The sequence below is a fragment of the Streptomyces tibetensis genome (genome assembly GCF_040647715.1).
GTDB classification, from domain to species: Bacteria; Actinomycetota; Actinomycetes; order Streptomycetales; family Streptomycetaceae; genus Streptomyces; species Streptomyces tibetensis_A.
The window spans coordinates 151,259-170,546 of sequence record NZ_JBEZCR010000001.1 but is presented as its reverse complement, the minus strand read 5'-3'; the positions used below and the strand labels follow the sequence as shown (position 1 = coordinate 170,546).

Genomic DNA, 19,288 nt, shown 5'->3' with positions numbered 1-19,288 from the left:
GCCGCCAGCCCTGGTGGCGGCTTCTGCGCGAGGGCTACAGCCAGCCCTGGCGGCGGGCTTCGCGGAGGGCTTCCATGCGGTTGCGGGTGGCGGTCTTGCCGATCGCGGAGGAGAGGTAGTTGCGGACGGTGGACTCCGAGAGGTGGAGCCTGGCGGCGATGTCGGCGACCGTCGCGCCGTCCGCGGAGGCCTTGAGCGCGTCGCTCTCGCGGGCCGTGAGGGGGTTGGGGCCCGCGCTGAGGGCGGCGGTGGCCAGGGCCGGGTCGACGACCGTCTCGCCCGCGAGGACCCGGCGGACGGCGGCGGCGAGTTCCTCCACGGGGCCGTCCTTGACCAGGAAACCGGCCGCTCCCGACTCCATCGCGCGGCGCAGGTAACCGGGGCGTCCGAAGGTCGTGAGGATCAGCACGCGGCAGTCGGGGACCCTTTCACGCAGGTCCGCCGCGGCGTCCAGACCGCTCCTGCCCGGCAGTTCGATGTCGAGGAGGGCGACGTCCGGACGGTGGGCGAGGGCGGCGTCCAGGATCGCGTCCCCCGCGGCCACCTGCGCGACGACCTCGATGTCGTCCTCCATCCCCAGCAGCAGCGCGAGCGCACCGCGCATCATGCCCTGGTCCTCCGCGAGCAGCACGCGGATGCGCCGGGCGGTCACGGGACAGGGGTGGGGCGGGCCGTGTCCAGCAGTGAGGTCAGCGTCCGCATGAAGGACTCCGCCGAGTGGTCAGCGTGGTCGCGGATGCGCGCCGCGACCGTGTCGGCGCCTCCGCCCTCCAGGAGGCCGACGATCCGGTCCAGGTCCTGCCCGTGCCCCTCCTCGGTGGTCAGGTAGAAGTCCGTCGCGTCGTACGCCATGTGGAAGACGTGCTTCTTCACATCGCTCAGCGTCAGGTAGTCGTCGTGCGTCTTGGGCGTCGGCTCGGGCGCGCCGACGCACACCGCGGGCGTACCGGCGCCCCACGCGTTGACGGCCAGGTGGTACGTGTCCGTGATGACCAGCCGGTAGCGGGGCAGGACCCGGACCAGGTCGCCGACGGTGGGACTTCCCGGGCGGGTGGCGATGTGGCTCACCGCGGCGGGGAGGTCCCGGTCGAACCAGGGCAGCCACTCCAGTGGGGCGCCCAGACGGTCGGACAGGCCCTGGCAGAAGGCGGGCAGCCAGTCGGGGATCGGCGTACGGGCACCGAGGAAGACGCCGACGGCCCCGCCCTCGGGCACCGACCGGGACCACGGCGAGACCGGGAGGTGGTCGAGGTCGCCGGGGCGGGACAGCAACGCCGCGTCCGAACCGAAGTGGTCGGTCGTACGGTCCCGGCGCAGATGCGCGATCTTCGCCGCCGAGAGCGGATCCCGCACCCACATCCGGTGACTGCCCGTCACCAGACGGGAGAACAGCGGGCCGTACTCCTTGTCCTCGTAGTCCGACTGCGTGTTGTGCAGGATCGTCCCGCCGTAGCTGAGGGTCCGTGCGAGGACCTCGTCCGGCTGGTCGGCGAGGAGCAGGGCCCGGTTCAGCTGCGCCCGGGCGTCGTCCCGGTCCGCGGCGAAGCCGAAGTCGAGCAGGCGGTTCGTCGCGTCCTGCGCCAGGTAGTGCCGGGTGTGCAGGAAGTCGCCCCAGAAGACGACCGCGTCATGCTCGCGGAGCGTGCCGAGGTGCTCGGCCAGCGGATGGAAGCGGAACGGGAAGGCGGTGCCGCGCGCACCCTCGCGCAGCGGCACGGTCTCCGGCGTGTGCAGGGTGTACCAGGTGGCGTCGAACGCGGTGTCCATCCGCCGCCGCAGGGACTCGAACGCCAAGTCCACGGTCAGCATGCCCGTGTTGCGGTATCCGATGTTCGGCGCGGTGATGACGGCGACGCGTCCCATGTGCTCCCGTTCCCCTAGGGTCCTCAGCCGTTGCCGGCGGCCTCGGCGTGTGGCCGCGCGGACCACCGGCCAACGTACACGTGCGGGTCCCTGCGGAAACCCGCCACCCCCGGCCCCTCCGGCCCCTTCGACTCCTCCGGCCGCTCCGGCCGTTCCTCCGCCGTGTCCGCCGGAAGCTCCGCCGCCACCGCGAAGCCGCCCTTGGCCCGCGGCCCCGCGGTCAGCGACCCACCCGCCGCCGCGAGCCGCTCCGTCAGACCGGTCAGCCCCGTACCGGCCGAGCGGACTCCTGCGCGGACGGAGCCGGTGGGCCCCGTGTCCCCGGTGACGGCCCCACCCCCGCCCCCGTCGTCCGAGACCGTCAGCCGTACCCGCTCTCCGCCACCCGCCAGCGTGACCTCGCAGCGGTTCGCCCCGCTGTGCCGGACCACGTTGGTGACCGCCTCCCGGACCACCCAGCCCAGCAGTGCCTCCGTCTGCGGCCCGAGCGGCGGGCCGGAGCGGCTCACCACGAGGGTGATGCCCGCCGCCGTCAGGACCGAGTGCGCCCGGTCCAGTTCAGCGGCGAGGCTGCCCTGCCGGTAGCCGCTCACGGCCTCCCGGATCTCCGTCAGGGCCTGCCGGCCCACGGCCTCGATGTCCGTGACCTGGACCAGCGCCGCGTCCAGGTCACGGCCGGCCAGCCGGCGGGCCGCCTCCGACTTCACGACGATCACCGACATCGTGTGCCCGAGCAGGTCGTGCAGGTCACGGGAGAAGCGCAGCCGTTCCTTCTCGACCGCCCGGTGGGCCAGCTCGTCGCGCGCGGCCTGCAGCTCACGCACCGCCTCGGAGAGGCGCAGGATCGCGGCCGTCACCATCGTGGAGATCCAGGTGGCGTACGCGATGTCGAGGCCGCCCCAGCCGTCGTGGAACCAGGCCACCGTCCCCGCCAGCACCGCCAGGACCGTACCGGCGGGCCGCAGGTGCCGCAGCCGCAGGGCCGCGCCGGTCGCCAGACCGAGCAGGGGGAAGAACAGCAGCCAGTTGTCTCCGTAACCGACGGCGAGTGCGCAGGTCACGGCCGCCAGCAGGGCGAGTGCGACCTGGGTGGACCGGGCCTCGCGCTTCTGCTTGTCGAACGATCGGAACGCCACATAGATGTAGAGGCTGTTGAAGGTCAGCAGGCCCAGGCCGCCGATCCACGGGTTGGCCGTGCGGCCCTGGAAGAGGTTGGAGAACGCGCCCATGCCCAGCAGCAGCCAGGGCAGCAGGGTGAACCCGCTGGGCGGCGGGCCGGCGTCGGGACAGCCCGCCTTCCGGGCCGCCCGCCACTCGGCCTTGGGCCGGCCTTTGTCCGCCCGGTCATAGCGCTGGTGCTCCCGGGCCTCGCGGACATCCGACCGCATGGCCTCGAACCGGCACCTGGCCTTGTCCGTCCAGGACATGTCCCCTCCTTCGCCCCGGCCGCGCGCAGGTAGTGCCCGCAGGGGCCACGTGGCGAACGGCACGATCCGCCGGGCCCGCGTGGCCATGGCGACGACGTTACGGATCCGCCGGGCCGCGCGGCAGATGCGCTTGTACGGACCGCGGCAGGACACATGTCATCGCCGCAGCGATCCGACCCAGTGATCCGACCCCACCGATCTGACACGGTGTCAGGAGCCTTCACAACTGACGGGGCCTCGGCTATACAGAGGGCGCGGGACTGGAACGCGTTTCAGTTCGCGTCCCGGCCCGGTCCCAGACGGCCTCGGTGCGGCCGACGGTGCGGACGGCCGTACCGAGGTCCTTCCTCCGGCGATCAGGAGCCCCATGCCCATCGACGCAGCCAAGGCGCTCGCCGCCGCACCCCGGACCGGCGAACTCTCCTGGGACCCCAAGGACGTGCAGCTCTACCACCTGGGCATCGGCGCGGGCAGCCCCGCCACCGACCCCGACGAACTGCGCTACACCCTGGAGACCCGGCTGCACGTCCTGCCGAGCTTCGCCACCGTCGCCGGGGGCGGAAAGCCCGGCGTCACCAGCGGGCTGTCCATGCCCGGCGTCGAGGTCGACCTGGCCCGCGTCCTGCACGGCGGCCAGAACCTCGTCATCCACCGGCCCATCCCGGCGACGGGCACCGCCACCGCGACCCACCGCATCGCCGCCGTGTACGACAAGGGCACTGCGGCCGTCCTCGTGCTGCGCACCGACGTCGCGGACACCGAAGGCCCGTTGTGGACCAACGACGCCCAGATCTTCGTCCGCGGCGAGGGCGGCTGGGGCGGTGACCGCGGCCCCTCCGCCCGCCTCGAACCCCCCGCCGGCCATCCCGACCGGACCGCCGAACGGCCGATCCGCGACGACCAGGCCCTGCTCTACCGCCTCTCCGGCGACTTCAACCCGCTGCACGCGGACCCGGAGTTCGCCAAGGTCGCCGGCTTCGAGCGGCCCATCCTGCACGGCCTGTGCACCTACGGCATCACGCTCAAGGCGGTCGTCGACACCCTGCTCGGCGGCGACGTCACCCGGGTGCGTTCCTACGCCACCCGGTTCGCCGGGGTCGTGTACCCGGGGGAGACCCTGCGGATCCGCATGTGGCACACAGCCGGCTCCACCCGGGTCGCCGTCAGTGCCGTCGAGCGCGAGGACGCTCCCGTCCTCGCCGACACCGTCGTCGAACACACCTGAACCACCACGCCGTACGAGGGGAGCCCGCACCATGCGCGCAGCCGTACTGCACGAGATCGGCCAGGACAAGCTGGAGGTCCTCGACGACGTCGAGGCGGTGGGGTTCGGGCCCGGCAAGGTCAGGATCCGGGTGCGCGCCACCGGGCTGTGCCATTCGGACCTGTCCGCGATGAGCGGGGTGCTCCCGCAGCCCGGTCCCTTCGTACCCGGCCACGAAGGGGCGGGCGAGATCGTCGAAGTCGGCGAGGGCGTCAGCCGGCTGAAGGCCGGCGACCGGGTCGTCGTGTGCTGGCTGCCCGCCTGCGGCGCCTGCCCCGCCTGCAAGCGCGGCCAGACCCAGCTGTGCCTGGCCGGGTTCATGAACGCCGGCACCCCCAACTTCAAGCGCCCCGGCGGGGACGTCTTCGGCTTCGCCGGCACCGGAACCTTCACCGAGGAGGTCGTCGTCGACGCCGGCTGCGCGGTGCCCATCCCCGACGACGTGCCCTTCGACATCGCCGCCCTCATCGGCTGCGGGGTGACCACCGGCCTCGGCGCCGCGCTCAACACGGCCGACGTGGAGGCCGGTTCGTCGGTCGCCGTCATCGGCTGCGGGGGCGTCGGCATCTCCGCGATCCAGGGGGCCCGGCTGAAGGGCGCCGCCGAGATCGTCGCCGTCGACCCGGTGGCCTCACGCCGCGAGGCGGCGCTGAGATTCGGCGCGTCGCACGCCGTCCCCCCGGAGGAACTGCCCGGCGCCAAACAGCAGGTGACCGGCGGCGAGGGCTTCGACTACGTCTTCGAGGTCGTCGGCAGGTCCGCCACCGCCCGCACCGCCTACGAGAACACCCGGCGCGGCGGCACCCTCGTCATCGTCGGCGCGGGCGCCATGGACGACTTCCTCCAGCTCAACATGTTCGAGCTGTTCTTCGACGAGAAGCGGATCCTGCCGTCCATGTACGGCGGCGGTGACGTGCTGCGCTCCTACGAACGCACCATCGCCCTGTGGCGCGCGGGCCGGATCGACCTGGCGGGCCTGATCACCCACCGGGTGCCGCTCGCCGACATCAACGAGGCGCTGGACCAGATGCGCACCGGAACCGCCCTGCGTACCTGCATAGAGATCTGAGGACGCCACCGATGTCACTGTCACTGTCACTGCCGCTCGAGGGGCTGTCCGCCGTCATCACGGGCGCCGGTCGCGGGCTCGGCCGGGCCGAGGCGCTGGAACTCGCCCGGCTCGGCGCCGCCGTCGTCGTCAACGACTACGGGCAGCCCGGACGCGACGGGACGGGCGAGGCGTCCGCGGGCCCCGCCGAGGAGGTCGCCGCCGAGATCCGCGCGGCGGGCGGGAGCGCCCTCGCACACACCGGCGACGTCTCCGACTTCACGCAGGCCCGCGCGCTCGTCGAGTCGGCCGTCACCGCCTACGGCAAGCTCGACATCCTCGTCAACAACGCGGGCATCCTGCGCGACCGCATGGTCTTCTCGATGGCCGAGGAGGAGTGGGACTCGGTCCTGCGCGTGCACCTCAAGGGCCACTTCAACACCACCCGGTTCGCCGCCGCGCACTGGCGGGAGCGGTCCAAGCGGGCCGGGGAGCCGGTGTTCGGGCGGATCGTGAACACCTCCTCGGAGGCGTTCCTCGCGGGTTCCGCCGGCCAGCCCAACTACGCCGCCGCCAAGGGCGGGATCGTCGGCCTCACCACCTCCACCGCCCTCGCCCTCGCCCGGTACGGCGTCACGGCCAACGCCATCTGCCCGCGCGCCCGCACCCGGATGACCGAGGACGTCTTCGCGGGCGTCGAGCAGCCCTCCGGCACCGGGCTGGACCCGCTCGCCCCCGAGCACGTCGCCCCGCTCGTCGGCTATCTGGCCTCGCCCGCCGCCGCCCACGTCACCGGGCAGCTCCTCGTGGTGCACGGCGGAATGGTCGCCGTCGTGGAACGGCCGCGGGTGGCCGCCAAGTTCGACAGCAAGCAGGACACCTTCACCTACGACGAACTGGAGGCCGCCCTCGGCCCGTACTACGCGGGCCGGCCGGCGGGGGAGACGTTCGCCGCGGCGGAGGTGCTGGGTCTGAAACGCGGGTGAGGCCGGGGCGAAAGCGGATGCCGGACGGCGACGGCCGACGAGCGGCGGCGACAGGTGGCGACGGACGGCGACGGGTGGCGACCGGCGGCGGGTGGCGACGGGTGGCGACCGAGGCGCGGATGGCGACGGACGGCGCTCGACTGCGACGGATGGCGAGGACACGGAACGGCCCTCCCCGCTTGTGGCGGGGAGGGCCGTTCTCCGTATGGTGACTGGCGTGCCGTCAGGCCGCAGTCACGGCCTGCTCGGTCTCCGCCACCGGCTTGCGGTGACGTCCGCGCGGAGCCGTCTCGCCGCCCTGCGTGGAGACTTCACCACGGTGCCGGCCGGGGCCGGAGGAGGGCTGCTGGACGTCGGCAGCGCTCGTCTGGTTCGTGCTGGCGTCGCTCATCGGATGGAATTCACCCCGTCAACATGATCTTTTTTACAGCCGGGTGAGTCTAACCGGCACCCCTGACCTCGGATCCAGGCGGCCAGGCCAAACGGCACTAGTTCGTTACAAGGCGTCCCAACGGCGCTTCCTGAAGGGGCACAGGACGGGCGGCCGAGGGCGCCGGAGGCTGTGCGGCCGGGGCCGGGGCCGGGACCGGGGCCGGAGCCGGGAAGTGAGGCTCGCCCGGCGCTGCGAGCCGTCCCGGGTGTCCCGGAGACGGGACCACCGGCCGCTGTTGCGACGGCGGCTGTTGTCCCTGCACCTGCGGCTGGTGGGCCTCCACCTGTTGCGCCTGCGGCTGTTGGGACAGTGGTTGATGTGTCTGTGGTTGGTGCGTCTGCGGCTGGTGCGCCTGAGGCCGTTGCGCCTGCCGACCCGGCGCGGCCCCGGGCTCCGGCTCCGCGACGGGCGGCGGGCTCACCTGCGCCACCCCGCACGGCACGGCCGCCGTCGCGTACGGCAGCCGCAGCACCCCCTCCGGTGTCCACAGGCCCGCCCCCGTCAACCACCCCTCGGGCGCCCTGAGGTGGTGCACCCGGCGCTCGGCGGGACGCCAGACCCCGACCCAGCTGCCCGTCGGCCCGTCCACCCGCAACGCCACCGCGCAGCTCTCGGGCGTCAACACCTGCCCCGGCTGGATGGCGAACGGTGTGACGGAGCAGTCCCGCACCCGAAGGCACTCCGGGAAGCGCACCGGGAGCGTGCTGCCGAGGACGCCCCAGCCCAGCCGCTCCTGCCCCGGCGAGGGCGCGTCCGAGCGGACGATCAGCAGCCCGCTGTCGTGGTCGGCGAGCAGCACCCGGTCGTCGCTGCCGTCGGCGATCTGCAGCAGCGGCGACACCTCACCGCCGCACTCCAGGTCCACCACGACGGCCTTGGTGCGGCCGTCGGTCTCCCGGTCGAGGGCCAGCATCCGCCCCGCCCGGTCCAGCCAGACCCCGCCCGAGCAGCGTCCGGGCAGCTCCGCCAGCCGCTCGGGCCCCGAAACGCCGCCCGCCACCAGCCACACCGACGTCGTGCGCGGCCCCACGGCGAGGGCGTAGGCCCGTTCGCCGTCCGGTGCGGGTGGCAGCAGCCGCAGCCGGGCGGTCCGGTCCGGGCAGCCGACCGCACCCAGGGGCAGCTCCCCGGTGCCCGGGCCGGTCGGGTACAGCAGCGAGAAGGCGTGCCGCCCGGCCACCACCCGGTGGATGAGCACCCGCCCGTCGGCCATCGGCTGCACCTCGGTGCCGGGCTCCTCCGGCTGGTTGCGCGGCAGGGGCACCGCGTACGGCTCGGGGCCGTCCAGGGTCCAGCGCTCCGGGAACCAGGAACCGCCGGCCGACGCCAGGCGCGCGCCGTAGGCGCCGTCCGCGGTGAACGTGCAGCCGGCCGGCGCGGCCCCCTCCCCGCTCCTCTCCTCGCGCCTGTCCCGGCCCCCGTACTCGCCACCGTTCTCGAATCCCGCCGAAGGCTCGATCGTACAGACCGTCATCGCTCGGTCACCTCCAGTGACGAAGGTAGTTCGCCCGCACGAACGGGGAATTCCGCCGCAGCGGGCTTCACACATAAGGGTGTTCCAGGAACGATTCGCCTGAGGGAAAGGGGGCGATTGTGCTGAGCGGGGCGATGGGTGCCGGGAGCGGGCGGTGGCGGTGCAACGCCACAGATCAGGCGGGTAGCCTTGCTCCCGTGCCCCGTCTGTCTGAAGTCATCGCCGCGCTGGAGACCCTGTGGCCCGCCGAGCGGGCCGAGTCCTGGGACGCGGTCGGCACCGTCGCGGGCGACCCCGACCAGGAGGTCACGCGGGTCCTGTTCGCCGTCGACCCGGTCCGGGAGATCGTCGACGAGGCGGTGGAACTGGGCGCCGACCTGCTCGTCACCCACCACCCGCTCTATCTGCGCGGCACCACCACCGTCGCGGCGACGCACTTCAAGGGTCGCGTCGTCCACACCCTCATCAAGAACGACATCGCGCTGCACGTCGCCCACACCAACGCCGACACCGCCGACCCGGGTGTCTCCGACGCCCTCGCGGGCGCCCTGGACCTGCGGGTCACCGGGCCGCTGGTGCCGGATCCCACCGACCCCGAGGGCCGCCGGGGCCTGGGCCGACTCTGCGCGCTGGACCACCCGGTGACCGTCCGCGAGCTCGCCGCCCGCGCCGCCGAGCGGCTGCCCGCCACCGCACAGGGCATCCGCGTGGCGGGCGACCCCGAGGCGCTCGTCCGCACGGTCGCCGTCAGCGGCGGCTCCGGTGACAGCCTCTTCGACCACGTACGGGCGGCCGGGGTCGACGCCTTCCTCACGGCCGACCTGCGCCACCACCCGGCGTCGGAGGCCGTCGCCCACAGCCCCCTCGCGCTGCTCGACGCGGCGCACTGGGCCACCGAGTGGCCCTGGTGCGAACTGGCCGCGAGCCAGCTCGACGAGATCTCCGACCGCCACGGATGGGACCTGCGCGTCCACGTCTCGAAGACGGTCACCGACCCCTGGACCGCGCACGCGGCCTCGCCCCCTTCTGATCCCCTTGGAGCCCCGAACTGAACGCCGCGCCCGCCGACCAGATCCGTCTCCTCGACGTCCAGGACCTCGACGTCCGCCTCCAGCAGCTCGCGCACAAGCGCAGGTCGCTGCCCGAGCACGCCGAGATCGAGTCGCTGACCAAGGACCACACCCAGCTGCGCGACCTGCTCGTGGCCGCGCAGACCGAGGAGAGCGACACCGCCCGCGAGCAGACCAAGGCCGAGCAGGACGTGGACCAGGTGCGCCAGCGCGCCACCCGCGACCAGCAGCGGCTCGACTCGGGCGCCGTCACCTCCCCCAAGGACCTGGAGAACCTCCAGCGCGAGATCGCCTCCCTCGCCAAGCGGCAGGGTGATCTGGAGGACGTGGTGCTGGAGGTCATGGAGCGCCGGGAGTCCGCGCAGGAGCGGGTCGCCGAGCTGACCGAGCGCGTCACCTCCGTCCAGTCGAAGATCGACGACGCGACGGCGCGCCGCGACGCCTCCTTCGAGGAGATCGACGGCGAGGTCGCCACGGTCACCAAGGAGCGCGAGGTCGTCGCCGGCTCGATCCCCGCCGATCTGCTGAAGCTCTACGACAAGCTGCGCGAGCAGCAGGGCGGCATCGGCGCGGCGAAGCTGTACGCGCGCAGCTGCCAGGGCTGCCGGCAGGAGCTCGCCATCACCGAGCTGGCCGAGATCCGCAAGGCCGCGCCCGACACGGTGGTCCGCTGCGAGAACTGCCGCCGCATCCTGGTGCGCACGTCCGAGTCCGGCCTCTAGGCCTTCAAGGAGCCCTTCCGGTGCGGGAGTTCATCGTCGAGGCCGACGGCGGGTCACGGGGCAACCCGGGGCCGGCCGGGTACGGGGCCGTGGTCAGCGACGCGGCGACGGGGGAGACCCTGCGCGAGACCGCCGAGTACATCGGCGTCGCCACGAACAACGTCGCCGAGTACCGCGGCCTCCTCGCAGGCCTGCGCGCCGCCCACGCGCTGGACCCGGACGCGACGGTCCACGTCCGGATGGACTCCAAGCTCGTCATCGAGCAGATGTCGGGCCGCTGGAAGATCAAGCACCCCGACATGAAGCCCCTGGCCGCGCAGGCCGCCCGGGTCTTCCCACCCGGGCGGGTCACGTACGCGTGGATGCCGAGGGAGCAGAACAAGCACGCCGACCGGCTGGCCAACGAGGCGATGGACGCGGGGGCCAGGGGCGAGCGGTGGTCGGAGGCGGGGTCTACGGCGGAGCTGGACACGGCGGCCGGGGACGCCGCCGGAGTATCGGAGGGTCCCGGGGCCACCGCCGAGGTCGCGGAGGTTCCCGGAGTTGCTGCCAGGGCTTCGGAGGCCCCCCGGGCCGCTGACGAAGCCGCACGGGCCGACACCCGCGCCGCGAAAGCCGTGGCCGCCCCCGGCTGGGCCCCGGCCGACATGGGCGCGCCCGCCACCTTCGTGCTGCTGCGGCACGGGGAGACGCCGTTGACGCCCCAGAAGCGGTTCTCCGGCAGCGGCGGCACCGACCCCTCCCTGTCCGACGTCGGCCGGGAGCAGGCCGAGCGGGCCGCCGCGATGCTGGCCCGGCGGGGCACCGTCCAGGCCGTCGTCTCCTCGCCGCTCGCCCGTACCCGGGAGACCGCCGGGATCGTCGCCGCCCGGCTCGGGCTCGACGTGAGCATCGACGACGGGCTGCGCGAAACCGACTTCGGCGCCTGGGAGGGCCTCACCTTCGCCGAGGTGCGCGAGCGCCACCCCGACGACCTGAACGCCTGGCTGGCCTCCCCGGACGCCGAACCCACCGGGGGCGGCGAGAGCTTCGCGGCGACGGCCGTCCGGCTCGCCGCCACCCGCGACAAGCTGGTCGCCGCCCACGCGGGCCGCACGGTCCTGCTCGTCACGCACGTGACCCCGATCAAGACGCTCGTCCGGCTCGCCCTGGGCGCCCCGCCGGAGTCCCTGTTCCGCATGGAACTGTCGGCCGCGTCCCTGTCGGTCGTCGCCTACTACGCGGACGGCAACGCCAGCGTCCGCCTCCTCAACGACACGTCCCACCTGCGCTGAGCGCCGCCGCCTGCCGGGCCAGCGCCTCGACGCGCCCCCAGTCGCGTCCGGCGACCGCGTCCGGCGGCAGCATCCAGCTGCCCCCCACGCACCCGACGTTGGGCAGGGCCAGATAGTCCGGGGCGGAGTCCGGGCCGATCCCGCCCGTCGGGCAGAATCGCGCCTGCGGCAACGGCCCCGACAGCGACGCGAGATACGCCGTACCGCCCGCGGCCTGCGCCGGGAAGAACTTCATCTCGCGCACCCCGCGCTCCAGCAGCGCCACCACCTCGGACGCGGTCGACACCCCCGGCAGGAACGGCACCCCCGACGCCCGCATCGCCTCCAGCAGCCCGTCCGTCCAGCCCGGGCTGACCAGGAACCGGGAGCCCGCGGCCACCGCCTGTCCGGCCTGCTCCGGCCGGATCACCGTCCCGGCCCCGACCACCGCCCCGGGCACCTCCCGGGCGATCTCCCGGATCGCCTCCAGGGCCGCGGGCGTCCGCAACGTCACCTCGAGCGCGGGCAGCCCACCCGCGACCAGGGCCCGTGCGAGCGGTACGGCGTCGCCCACGTCCTCGATGACGACGACGGGAACGACGGGCGCGAGGTCCAGCACGGAGGCGGGCGGGGCGGGGGAGACCATGGCGTCATCCTGCCGTCGGCGTGCAGACAACGCAAAGGTCATTGCATTACATGCAACGCGACCTAGTGCACCTCGTCCACCAGCACGTCCAGCGACCAGGCCTGCTCCGACTTCGCAGGCGCCTGCGCCTCCACCAGGTACCCGAGATCCCGGAGCGCCTCCACCAGCTCGGCCGGACCCTTCGGGTCGGTCCCCGAGGTCAGCAGGCTGCGCACGATCCGCCCCTTGGTCGCCTTGTTGAAGTGGCTGACGACCTTCCTGGTGGGAGCGTGCAGCACCCGCACCGACGCCGTCCGCCCGGCGACCTCGCCCTTCGGCTTCCACGCGGCGGCGTACGCGGCGGACCGCAGATCCAGCACCAACCCGCCCCCGGCCACCTCGGGCAGCACCGACGCCATCGGCGTACGCCAGTGCGCGCCCAGCGCCCCGAGCCCCGGCAGCTTCACACCCATCGAGCACCGGTAGGACGGAATCCGGTCCGTCACCCGCACGGCACCCCACAGCCCGGAGAACACCAGCAGCGACCGCGCGGCCCGCCGCTTCGCGGCCGTGTCCAGCGACGCCAGGCCGAGGGCGTCGTAGAGCACGCCGGTGTAGATCTCCCCGGCCGGCCGCGCCCCCGCCGTGCGCAGCTCCGCGTTCTTCGCGACCTCGCCCCGCAGCCCCTCGCTCAGCCCCAGCACGTCGCGCGCCTTGTCCTCGTCGCCGGCGCACAGCTCCACCAGCTCGGTGAGAACGGCCTCCCGGGCGGCGGTCAGCCCCGGCAGCGACAGCGACTCCGGCTTCAGCGGGGCACCGCGGCCGGAGGAGGCCTTGCCTTCGGACGGCGGCAGCAGGACAAGCACGGGTACTCCTTCGATCGAACTCCGCCCGACAGCGTACGGGGAGCTCAGAGGCGGGCCTGGCCGAGGGCGCGCACGAGCCCGTCGGCGTCGTCGGCGTGGAAGCGGACGACCCGCACCTCCCGGCGCCGCCCGAGGAATCCGACGTGCGTGAGGGGATCCGTCAGTTCGAGCGTGACGCTGGTCTGCGAGCCCACCTCCACATCCAGCTCCCCGTCGGCGGGCTCGTGCGTCATCCGCAGCTCACGCCGCACGGAGCCGATCCGCTCCAGCGGCACCAGCAGGTCCACATGGACGTACCGCCGTACCCGCAGGGTGCCACGGGCCGCATCCAGCACATGCGGACGGACGACGGACGAGGCGTGCAGCCCGACGACGAACACGATCGTGTACACATCCAGGAAGAGGAACGCCGCGTGCACGGCGGGCCAGTCCCGCAGCAGCACGGACACCCCGACCGTCTCGACGACACACACGAACGCGAACCCGGCCATCATCGCGCCCTGCCCACGCGCGTACCCGAAGGCCCGTCCACTCCCTGTTCCGTGTGTCCGCCGAGCCACCCACAGAACAAGACTCACGAACACCCGCACCTCGTGCCGGACCAGCAGTCGCACGACCCTCATCGCCGCTCCTCGGCGAGGATCCGCAACGCGCGGCGGACGGCCTCCGCCTGGGCCGGGGCGAGATCGTCGTAGAAGGCGTGCAGGAAACCGTCGTCCGGGTCGAGCTCCCCGGCCGTCCCAGGGAACAGCGTCGGCGGAATGCAGCCGGCGAGCGTCACGGCGGCATCCTCGACACGCGGGTCGTCGGGCTCGGCACCGGCGAGCGCGTCGAGCAGCGCGTACGCCTCACCGGCCCGCGCCACGGCCTCCGGGCTCCCCAGCGCCTCACCCACCGACGACACCAGCCGCTCCCGTTCCCCCTCCGGCACGGCGGTCTCCAGGAACGCGATGATCTCGCGGTCCTTGACGGCCATGGGCGAGTCCGACAGATGTGCTGTCCCGGCGAACAGCGCGGCCAGCCCGGGCGAAACCGGCCCCTCCGCCGGCACCCCGCCCTCCACCTCCAGCAGGACCCGCAACCGCGCCCGCCGCTCCCGCAGGGCCTCCTCCTGACGCGCCAGATCCTCGTCCAGCTCGGTCAGCACCTCGACGAGGTCCTTGCCGGCCTCGTCCGCGAGCACGTCCCGCACCTCCGCGAGCCCCAGCCCCAGCTCGGTCAGCCGCCGGATCCGCGCCAGCACGACCGCGTGCCGCAGCCCGTACTCCCGATACCCGTTGGCCCGCCGCTCGGGCTCGGGCAGCAGCCCCAAGTGGTGGTAGTGCCGCACGGCCCGCGTGGTGACGCCGACGACGCCGGCGAGTTCCCCTATCCGCATGCCACCAGTGAAGACGTTGACGCTGCGACAAGGTCAAGCGGACGGCTCGGTGCCTGACGGCGGTATTGATCGTGTGCCACGATCGAGGGAAGGGATCCCCATCTCACGGACAGGTGATCAGCCGATGTCCCAGTCTGGCGGGCGACAGAAGGAGGGCCGTGACATGACTGCCATGGCACACGAGCCGCTCTCGCAGGAAGAGGTCCTGCTGGAGGGCTTCCTCGCCCTGGACACCCCGGAGGGCTTCCGGGCAGAGCTGATCGAGGGGGAGATCGTTGTGACGCCGCCGCCGGACGGGGATCACGAGAAATACATCAGCCGGATCGTGAGGCAAGTGATCAGGCGCTCGCAGACCGACATGGACTTCTCGGGGAACAAAGGGCTGAAGCTGAGGAGCGGGGGTGCCTGCCCCAAGAACCACCTGGTTCCTGACGTCACCTTCGGTCCCATCGAGCGCGACTTGTTCGGCGGGGCCGAATCCTGGATGTCCTGCGACGGCGTAGCCATGGTGATGGAGGTGACCTCCACCAAGCCGCAGGCCGACCGCGAGGCCAAACGCCGTTGCTACGCCCGCTCGGGCATCCCGCTCTACCTGCTCGTCGACCGCGACACCGCGCAAGTCACGGTGTTCAGCGAGCCGAAGAACGACGACTACCGCGAGCACTGCGCCCGCCCCTTCGGTAAGCCCGTCGCTCTTCCGGAACCCTTCGCCTTCGACCTGGACACGGCCGACCTCCTCTGATCCCCTGTGGGCGGGGGTGCGACATGGGGACACGGGAACAGGCCAGCTGGACCAGGGCACGCCTCGGCCGTGCCGGCCCGCCCCTCGACCTCCTCACCGCCCACTTCGACAGCCACGTCTACGCGCCCCACGCCCACGACGAGTTCACCATCGGTGTCACGGTCGGCGGCTCGGAGGTCATCGCGTACCGGGGCGGGCACATCCGCTCCCACCCCGGCTCGATCGTCGTCCTGGAGCCGGGTGAGATGCACACCGGAGGCCCGGCCGCCTGCGACGGCTACGCCTACCAGGCCTTCTACGCCGAACCGGCCCTCCTCGCCGACGGCACCCTCGGCGGCCTCCCGCACTTCACCGACCCCGTCCTGCACGACCCGGAGCTGGCGGTGGCGCTGCGCGCAGCCCACACCGACATCAGCGCCTGCCCCGACCCGCTGGAGGCCGAGTCCCGGCTGCCCTGGCTGCTCACGGCCCTGGCCCGCCGCCACTCCACGGCCCGGGCGACCGACGACACCGTGCCCGGCGCCGGCCACATCGCCAGATCCGTACGCGACCGCCTGGCGGACGAACTGCTGGACCCCCCGTCCCTGGCCGCTCTCGCCACGGACCTGGGCCTGTCCCGCTACCAATTGCTCCGCGCGTTCCGCACCACGATGGGCGTACCGCCGTACGCCTGGCTGGCCCAGCACCGGGTGGCCAGGGCCCGCGCACTCCTGGAAGCCGGGCTGCGGCCTGCCGAGGTCGCGGGCCTCGTCGGCTTCGCGGACCAGGCGCACCTCACCCGTTGGTTCCGCAGGGTGCTGGGGGTGACCCCGGCGGCGTACCGCAACAGCGTTCACGTCGCGACGTACCGCAACAGCGCTCGAGCCGAGGCGTACCGCAACAGCGTTCAAGACACCGTGGGGTGAGAAGCCGGACACTCATCGCATGACTGCACGCGGCTGGTTCCTGTTCTCCCTGATGGGAGTCGTCTGGGGTGTCCCCTACCTGATGATCAAGGTGGCGGTGGACGAGCTGTCCCCGTCCACGGTGGTGTTCGCACGCTGCGCCCTCGGCGCCGCGCTCCTGCTCCCGTTCGCCCTGCGCCAGGGCGGCTTCGGCCGTACGGTCCGGACGCACTGGAAGCCGATGCTGGCCTTCGCCGTCATCGAGATCATCGGCCCCTGGTGGACCCTGACCGACGCGGAACGCCACCTGTCCAGCTCGACGGCCGGGCTCCTCATCGCGGGCGTGCCGATCGTCGCCCTGCTCCTGGCCCGCTTCTTCGGCGCCGGGGAACACGTGGGCGCCCGCCGCGTCACGGGCCTGGCCCTCGGCCTCGCGGGAGTCACCGTCCTCACCCTGCCGCACCTCACCGGCGGCGACGCCCTGTCGATGGCCGAGGTGCTGGTGACGGTCGTCGGCTATGCCACGGCCCCGCTGATAGCGGCCCGGTACCTCAAGGACGTCCCGACGCTCCAGCTGATCACCCCGTGCCTGACGCTTGCCGCTGTGGTCTACGCCCCAGCGGCATTCCTCACCCGCCCCGCCACCATGCCGTCGGGCGAGGTCCTCGCTGCCCTCGCCGGCCTGGGAGTGGTCTGCACGGCGATCGCGTTCGTGGCCTTCCTGGAGCTGATCAAGGAGGTCGGCCCGACGCGGGCGGGCGTGATCACGTACGTCAACCCGGCGGTGGCGGTCGCCGCGGGCGCGCTGTTCCTGGACGAGAAGCTGACGCTCGGCATCGGCGTGGCCTTCACCCTGATCCTGGCGGGCTCGGTCCTGGCCACGGCCGCGACGCCGAAGCGGGACGTCCGCCGGGTACGGGTACCATGGTCGACACGGCAGACGAGCCGGGCGGACGGCCGCGTGGAGTCCCCCTGACGGGGAGCTTCCCGAGGAACGTCCGGGCTCCACAGGGCAGGGTGGTGGCTAACGGCCACCCGGGGTGACCCGCGGGACAGTGCCACAGAAAGCAGACCGCCGGGGGCTTCGGCCCTCGGTAAGGGTGAAACGGTGGTGTAAGAGACCACCAGTGCTTGAGGTGACTCAGGCAGCTAGGTAAACCCCACCCGGAGCAAGGTCAAGAGGAGACACCTCGGTGTCTCTGCGCGGACGTTCGAGGGCTGCCCGCCCGAGTCCGCGGGTAGACCGCACGAGGCCGGTGGCAACACCGGCCCTAGATGGATGGCCGTCGCCCCGACGACCGCGAGGTCCCGGGGTACAGAACCCGGCGTACAGCCCGACTCGTCTGCCGCTTGCGCACCTTTATCTCGGAGAAGGCAGGCGTGTGGCCGCCCGGACTGGCTCGATCGCCACACGGTCGGATCCAGCTGTTGTACTTCCATCCCAACAAGGCGGATGCGGCAGCGGCCGTGGCGGCCGCCGCGACCGGCTTCCTCGGCGTCTGCCACCACCGAACCGTGTCCTTGCTCCGCGTTGCTTCCGCGGTTCCGTTCTACCTCGCAGACGTCGTCGAAGCGGATTGGGCCACCGGTCATCACAATCGTCAGCGGGACCTTGCCTCGTCCAAACGCTGCGCACGGCATCGCGGGCTGGGCGATGTGGTCTCACGTCGACGGATCCATGGAGCGAAGAAGTTCGAGCAGCCCCTGCGCCGGCAGCAACTGGTCGTCGGTGACGGGATCCGGGCTGAAGTGCATCAGGCCGTTGCGGAACTGGCGGCACTCCTCGAGTGCCGTCAGGAAGTACTCCTGATCGATGGCCCATCCCAGGGCGGCCCAGTTCTCGGGCACCTTGAGCAGGTGGCCGTACGCTCCGAACGTCAAGTTCGCGGCCGAGTTCACCCGGGATGCGCGCCGTCCGGGAACCACCGCGCGGATGCGATCGATCGGGATGCACCGGTCGACCACACGCCGCAGTCGCTGCTCGATCTCCTCGACGAGCACGAAGGGACGCACGCGCGTTCCGAATTGACCCGTGAGATCGGCCGCGGTGACCAGACCGCAGACCTTGTGGTCGTGGTCCCGTACGATCATGAACCCGGACTGCTGGACGATGCCGATCCAGTCCAGCAGGTCGTCCGAACGGTCGGCCTCCTGGCCCCTGACCGTGGCGGATTCGAGGCTCGCGTGGGGATCGGCCATGTGGGCGCGCCCGATCGACTCCCAGCTGACGACGCCGCGCAGTCGCCCGTCCGCGTCGAGGACGGGGAGCTGGCTGTAGCCACGCAGCACCATGAGCGTCATGGCGGTCTTGAGGTCGGCTCCCACCCTCACGAATTCGGGCATGCGGTTCGCCGACTCGAGGTTGCTCACGCGGTAGGCGACGGTCTGTGTCTCGCCCTCGCCATCGGCCTCGACGACACCATGGGGCACCGCTGTGGTGTCCGCGAACCGGGTCACGGCGCTGGTTCCGGACGCGTCCGGCTCGGCGCCGCCCGCCAATACGGCAATCTTGCTGTCGATGCTGCCTTCGGTGAAGGGTGGCACGGTCACGAGCCCGCGCTGGTCGAGATCGTTCTTGATCTGCTCGACGGCGGCCGGGTACCGGCGCTGGACGCCCCAGACGGACAGGAAGTCCCGGATGGACAGCGTGAGCGGTTCGTCCGCGGTGCGGCGGCGCACCTCCTCGTACAGTTTGGCGGGTTCCGTCAGGCTGGCGGCGAACTCGTCGGCGTCAGGCCGTCCGGGGTCGGGCTGGCCCTCGGCGAGGGCGGCAATGCGCTCCGCCGCGGCGAACCTGCTGAGTTCGAAGACGGTCAGTAGCGACCCCATACTGTCGAGCAGATCGGGCTGGATCGACTGCCGGTCGATGTCCTTGATCAGCCACTCCACCCGGCGGATGTGGCGCGGACCGTCCGTGGCCTGCGCGTCGTGTTCGTAACCGCCCGTGATCCGGCCCACGGCCACCCGCCACGACTTGAGCGGCAGGACGACGAAATCCCCGGGCTGTATCTCATGCACGAAGCGGTAGAGCTGGCCGGTCCAGTTGCCGACCGTGTAGGGGCCCTCGTCGGGATAGGCGGACGCCACGGCGGCCTTGATGTCCTCGCGGGTGATGAAGTCGGTCAGGTCTCCCAGTTCGTGCCACCCGGCCAGGAGGACCCCTTCCTCCAGGGCCGCGCGCTCCCTCTGTCCGTTCTCTCCCGCCCGTACCACCCAGGCCCGCATGCTGTGCCTCCCCGTATGAACATGACAC

Annotated in this window: 18 protein-coding genes, 1 other RNA gene and 1 pseudogene; 10 read left to right on the top strand and 10 right to left on the bottom strand. The window is 72.4% G+C overall.

Translation table 11 applies throughout. From position 1 onward, the window contains the following. Positions 1-34 precede the first annotated feature (34 nt). Genes AB0B29_RS00740 through AB0B29_RS00730 form a run of 3 tightly spaced genes read right to left on the bottom strand, consistent with a single transcriptional unit; the run spans position 35 to position 3,290 of the window. The gene (locus tag AB0B29_RS00740; protein WP_362232099.1) at positions 35-652 is read right to left on the bottom strand and encodes a response regulator transcription factor; all 618 of its coding nucleotides are present in this window, start codon (positions 650-652) and stop codon (positions 35-37) included. Further along, the gene (locus tag AB0B29_RS00735) at positions 649-1,863 is read right to left on the bottom strand and encodes a hypothetical protein (protein ID WP_362232096.1); all 1,215 of its coding nucleotides are present in this window, start codon (positions 1,861-1,863) and stop codon (positions 649-651) included. The genes AB0B29_RS00740 and AB0B29_RS00735 overlap by 4 nt, the downstream gene beginning before the upstream one ends. 23 nt (positions 1,864-1,886) lie before the next feature. After that, positions 1,887-3,290, bottom strand: coding sequence for a sensor histidine kinase (locus tag AB0B29_RS00730; protein ID WP_362232093.1), 1,404 nt, complete (start codon positions 3,288-3,290; stop codon positions 1,887-1,889). Positions 3,291-3,657: 367 nt separating this feature from the next. On the opposite strand from AB0B29_RS00730, the gene AB0B29_RS00725 reads away from it, so the two are divergent. From AB0B29_RS00725 to AB0B29_RS00715, 3 genes are read left to right on the top strand one after another with little or no spacing between them, the layout of a single operon-like run. Next, positions 3,658-4,515, top strand: a complete 858-nt coding sequence (locus tag AB0B29_RS00725) for a MaoC/PaaZ C-terminal domain-containing protein (protein WP_362232090.1) — start codon at positions 3,658-3,660, stop codon at positions 4,513-4,515. 31 nt (positions 4,516-4,546) lie between these two features. Continuing rightward, a complete protein-coding gene (locus AB0B29_RS00720) occupies positions 4,547-5,623 on the top strand; it encodes a Zn-dependent alcohol dehydrogenase (protein WP_362232087.1) in 1,077 nt (358 codons plus the stop codon). A 17-nt stretch (positions 5,624-5,640) separates the two neighbouring features. Further along, positions 5,641-6,588, top strand: a complete 948-nt coding sequence (locus tag AB0B29_RS00715) for a 3-oxoacyl-ACP reductase (RefSeq protein ID WP_362233847.1) — start codon at positions 5,641-5,643, stop codon at positions 6,586-6,588. Positions 6,589-6,811: 223 nt separating this feature from the next. Here the strand turns inward: AB0B29_RS00715 and AB0B29_RS00710 are convergent, their stop codons facing one another. Both AB0B29_RS00710 and AB0B29_RS00705 read right to left on the bottom strand, forming a co-directional pair. Further along, complete coding sequence (locus tag AB0B29_RS00710) at positions 6,812-6,979, bottom strand: hypothetical protein (protein ID WP_362232084.1); 168 nt, start codon at positions 6,977-6,979, stop codon at positions 6,812-6,814. Between the two features lie 97 nt (positions 6,980-7,076). Beyond that, positions 7,077-8,495 carry a hypothetical protein gene (locus AB0B29_RS00705; RefSeq protein ID WP_362232082.1) on the bottom strand — a complete coding sequence of 473 codons (1,419 nt, stop codon included), beginning with the start codon at positions 8,493-8,495 and terminating at the stop codon, positions 7,077-7,079. A 197-nt stretch (positions 8,496-8,692) separates the two neighbouring features. Between AB0B29_RS00705 and AB0B29_RS00700 the strand changes: the two genes are divergently transcribed. From AB0B29_RS00700 to AB0B29_RS00690, 3 genes are read left to right on the top strand one after another with little or no spacing between them, the layout of a single operon-like run. Beyond that, on the top strand, positions 8,693-9,547 hold the full coding sequence (locus AB0B29_RS00700; protein ID WP_362232079.1) for a Nif3-like dinuclear metal center hexameric protein: 855 nt from the start codon (positions 8,693-8,695) through the stop codon (positions 9,545-9,547). Further along, positions 9,544-10,287: a zinc ribbon domain-containing protein gene (locus AB0B29_RS00695; RefSeq protein WP_362233845.1), complete on the top strand. Its 744-nt coding sequence runs from the start codon at positions 9,544-9,546 to the stop codon at positions 10,285-10,287. The genes AB0B29_RS00700 and AB0B29_RS00695 overlap by 4 nt, the downstream gene beginning before the upstream one ends. A gap of 20 nt (positions 10,288-10,307) precedes the next feature. After that, the gene (locus AB0B29_RS00690) at positions 10,308-11,561 is read left to right on the top strand and encodes a bifunctional RNase H/acid phosphatase (RefSeq protein ID WP_362232076.1); all 1,254 of its coding nucleotides are present in this window, start codon (positions 10,308-10,310) and stop codon (positions 11,559-11,561) included. Here the strand turns inward: AB0B29_RS00690 and eda are convergent. The 4 genes from eda to AB0B29_RS00670 all read right to left on the bottom strand — a co-directional run bounded on the left by eda (position 11,536) and on the right by AB0B29_RS00670 (position 14,409). Further along, positions 11,536-12,186 carry a bifunctional 4-hydroxy-2-oxoglutarate aldolase/2-dehydro-3-deoxy-phosphogluconate aldolase gene (eda, locus tag AB0B29_RS00685; protein WP_362232073.1) on the bottom strand — a complete coding sequence of 217 codons (651 nt, stop codon included), beginning with the start codon at positions 12,184-12,186 and terminating at the stop codon, positions 11,536-11,538. The genes AB0B29_RS00690 and eda overlap by 26 nt on opposite strands. A 62-nt stretch (positions 12,187-12,248) precedes the next feature. Further along, positions 12,249-13,031: a peroxide stress protein YaaA gene (yaaA, locus tag AB0B29_RS00680; protein WP_362232071.1), complete on the bottom strand. Its 783-nt coding sequence runs from the start codon at positions 13,029-13,031 to the stop codon at positions 12,249-12,251. 44 nt (positions 13,032-13,075) lie between these two features. After that, a complete protein-coding gene (locus tag AB0B29_RS00675) occupies positions 13,076-13,654 on the bottom strand; it encodes a hypothetical protein (protein ID WP_362232068.1) in 579 nt (192 codons plus the stop codon). Continuing rightward, on the bottom strand, positions 13,651-14,409 hold the full coding sequence (locus AB0B29_RS00670) for a MerR family transcriptional regulator (protein WP_362232065.1): 759 nt from the start codon (positions 14,407-14,409) through the stop codon (positions 13,651-13,653). The genes AB0B29_RS00675 and AB0B29_RS00670 overlap by 4 nt, the downstream gene beginning before the upstream one ends. 172 nt (positions 14,410-14,581) lie before the next feature. Here AB0B29_RS00670 and AB0B29_RS00665 point away from each other — a divergent pair, with 172 nt between their 5' ends. The 4 genes and pseudogenes from AB0B29_RS00665 to rnpB all read left to right on the top strand — a co-directional run bounded on the left by AB0B29_RS00665 (position 14,582) and on the right by rnpB (position 17,381). Continuing rightward, positions 14,582-15,151 carry a Uma2 family endonuclease gene (locus AB0B29_RS00665; RefSeq protein ID WP_362233842.1) on the top strand — a complete coding sequence of 190 codons (570 nt, stop codon included), beginning with the start codon at positions 14,582-14,584 and terminating at the stop codon, positions 15,149-15,151. A gap of 23 nt (positions 15,152-15,174) precedes the next feature. Beyond that, the gene (locus tag AB0B29_RS00660) at positions 15,175-16,056 is read left to right on the top strand and encodes an AraC family transcriptional regulator (protein ID WP_362232062.1); all 882 of its coding nucleotides are present in this window, start codon (positions 15,175-15,177) and stop codon (positions 16,054-16,056) included. Between the two features lie 19 nt (positions 16,057-16,075). Beyond that, positions 16,076-16,855: pseudogene (locus tag AB0B29_RS00655) on the top strand (DMT family transporter); the annotation flags it as partial. Between the two features lie 121 nt (positions 16,856-16,976). Further along, positions 16,977-17,381, top strand: an RNA gene (gene rnpB, locus AB0B29_RS00650) — RNase P RNA component class A. A 316-nt stretch (positions 17,382-17,697) separates the two neighbouring features. Here the strand turns inward: rnpB and AB0B29_RS00645 are convergent. After that, on the bottom strand, positions 17,698-19,260 hold the full coding sequence (locus tag AB0B29_RS00645) for a CBS domain-containing protein (RefSeq protein WP_362232060.1): 1,563 nt from the start codon (positions 19,258-19,260) through the stop codon (positions 17,698-17,700). Positions 19,261-19,288 lie beyond the last annotated feature (28 nt).

Excerpts from the sequence above, each read along its gene's own strand:
- AB0B29_RS00710 (WP_362232084.1), bottom strand. The coding sequence starts at position 6,979 with ATGAGCGACGCCAGCACGAACCAGACGAGCGCTGCCGACGTCCAGCAG.
- AB0B29_RS00675 (WP_362232068.1), bottom strand. The coding sequence starts at position 13,654 with ATGAGGGTCGTGCGACTGCTGGTCCGGCACGAGGTGCGGGTGTTCGTG.
- AB0B29_RS00720 (WP_362232087.1), top strand. The coding sequence starts at position 4,547 with ATGCGCGCAGCCGTACTGCACGAGATCGGCCAGGACAAGCTGGAGGTC.
- eda (WP_362232073.1), bottom strand. The coding sequence starts at position 12,186 with ATGGTCTCCCCCGCCCCGCCCGCCTCCGTGCTGGACCTCGCGCCCGTC.
- AB0B29_RS00735 (WP_362232096.1), bottom strand. The coding sequence starts at position 1,863 with ATGGGACGCGTCGCCGTCATCACCGCGCCGAACATCGGATACCGCAAC.
- AB0B29_RS00705 (WP_362232082.1), bottom strand. The coding sequence starts at position 8,495 with ATGACGGTCTGTACGATCGAGCCTTCGGCGGGATTCGAGAACGGTGGC.
- AB0B29_RS00660 (WP_362232062.1), top strand. The coding sequence starts at position 15,175 with ATGGGGACACGGGAACAGGCCAGCTGGACCAGGGCACGCCTCGGCCGT.
- AB0B29_RS00670 (WP_362232065.1), bottom strand. The coding sequence starts at position 14,409 with ATGCGGATAGGGGAACTCGCCGGCGTCGTCGGCGTCACCACGCGGGCC.
- AB0B29_RS00665 (WP_362233842.1), top strand. The coding sequence starts at position 14,582 with ATGGCACACGAGCCGCTCTCGCAGGAAGAGGTCCTGCTGGAGGGCTTC.
- AB0B29_RS00725 (WP_362232090.1), top strand. The coding sequence starts at position 3,658 with ATGCCCATCGACGCAGCCAAGGCGCTCGCCGCCGCACCCCGGACCGGC.
- AB0B29_RS00645 (WP_362232060.1), bottom strand. The coding sequence starts at position 19,260 with ATGCGGGCCTGGGTGGTACGGGCGGGAGAGAACGGACAGAGGGAGCGC.
- AB0B29_RS00730 (WP_362232093.1), bottom strand. The coding sequence starts at position 3,290 with ATGTCCTGGACGGACAAGGCCAGGTGCCGGTTCGAGGCCATGCGGTCG.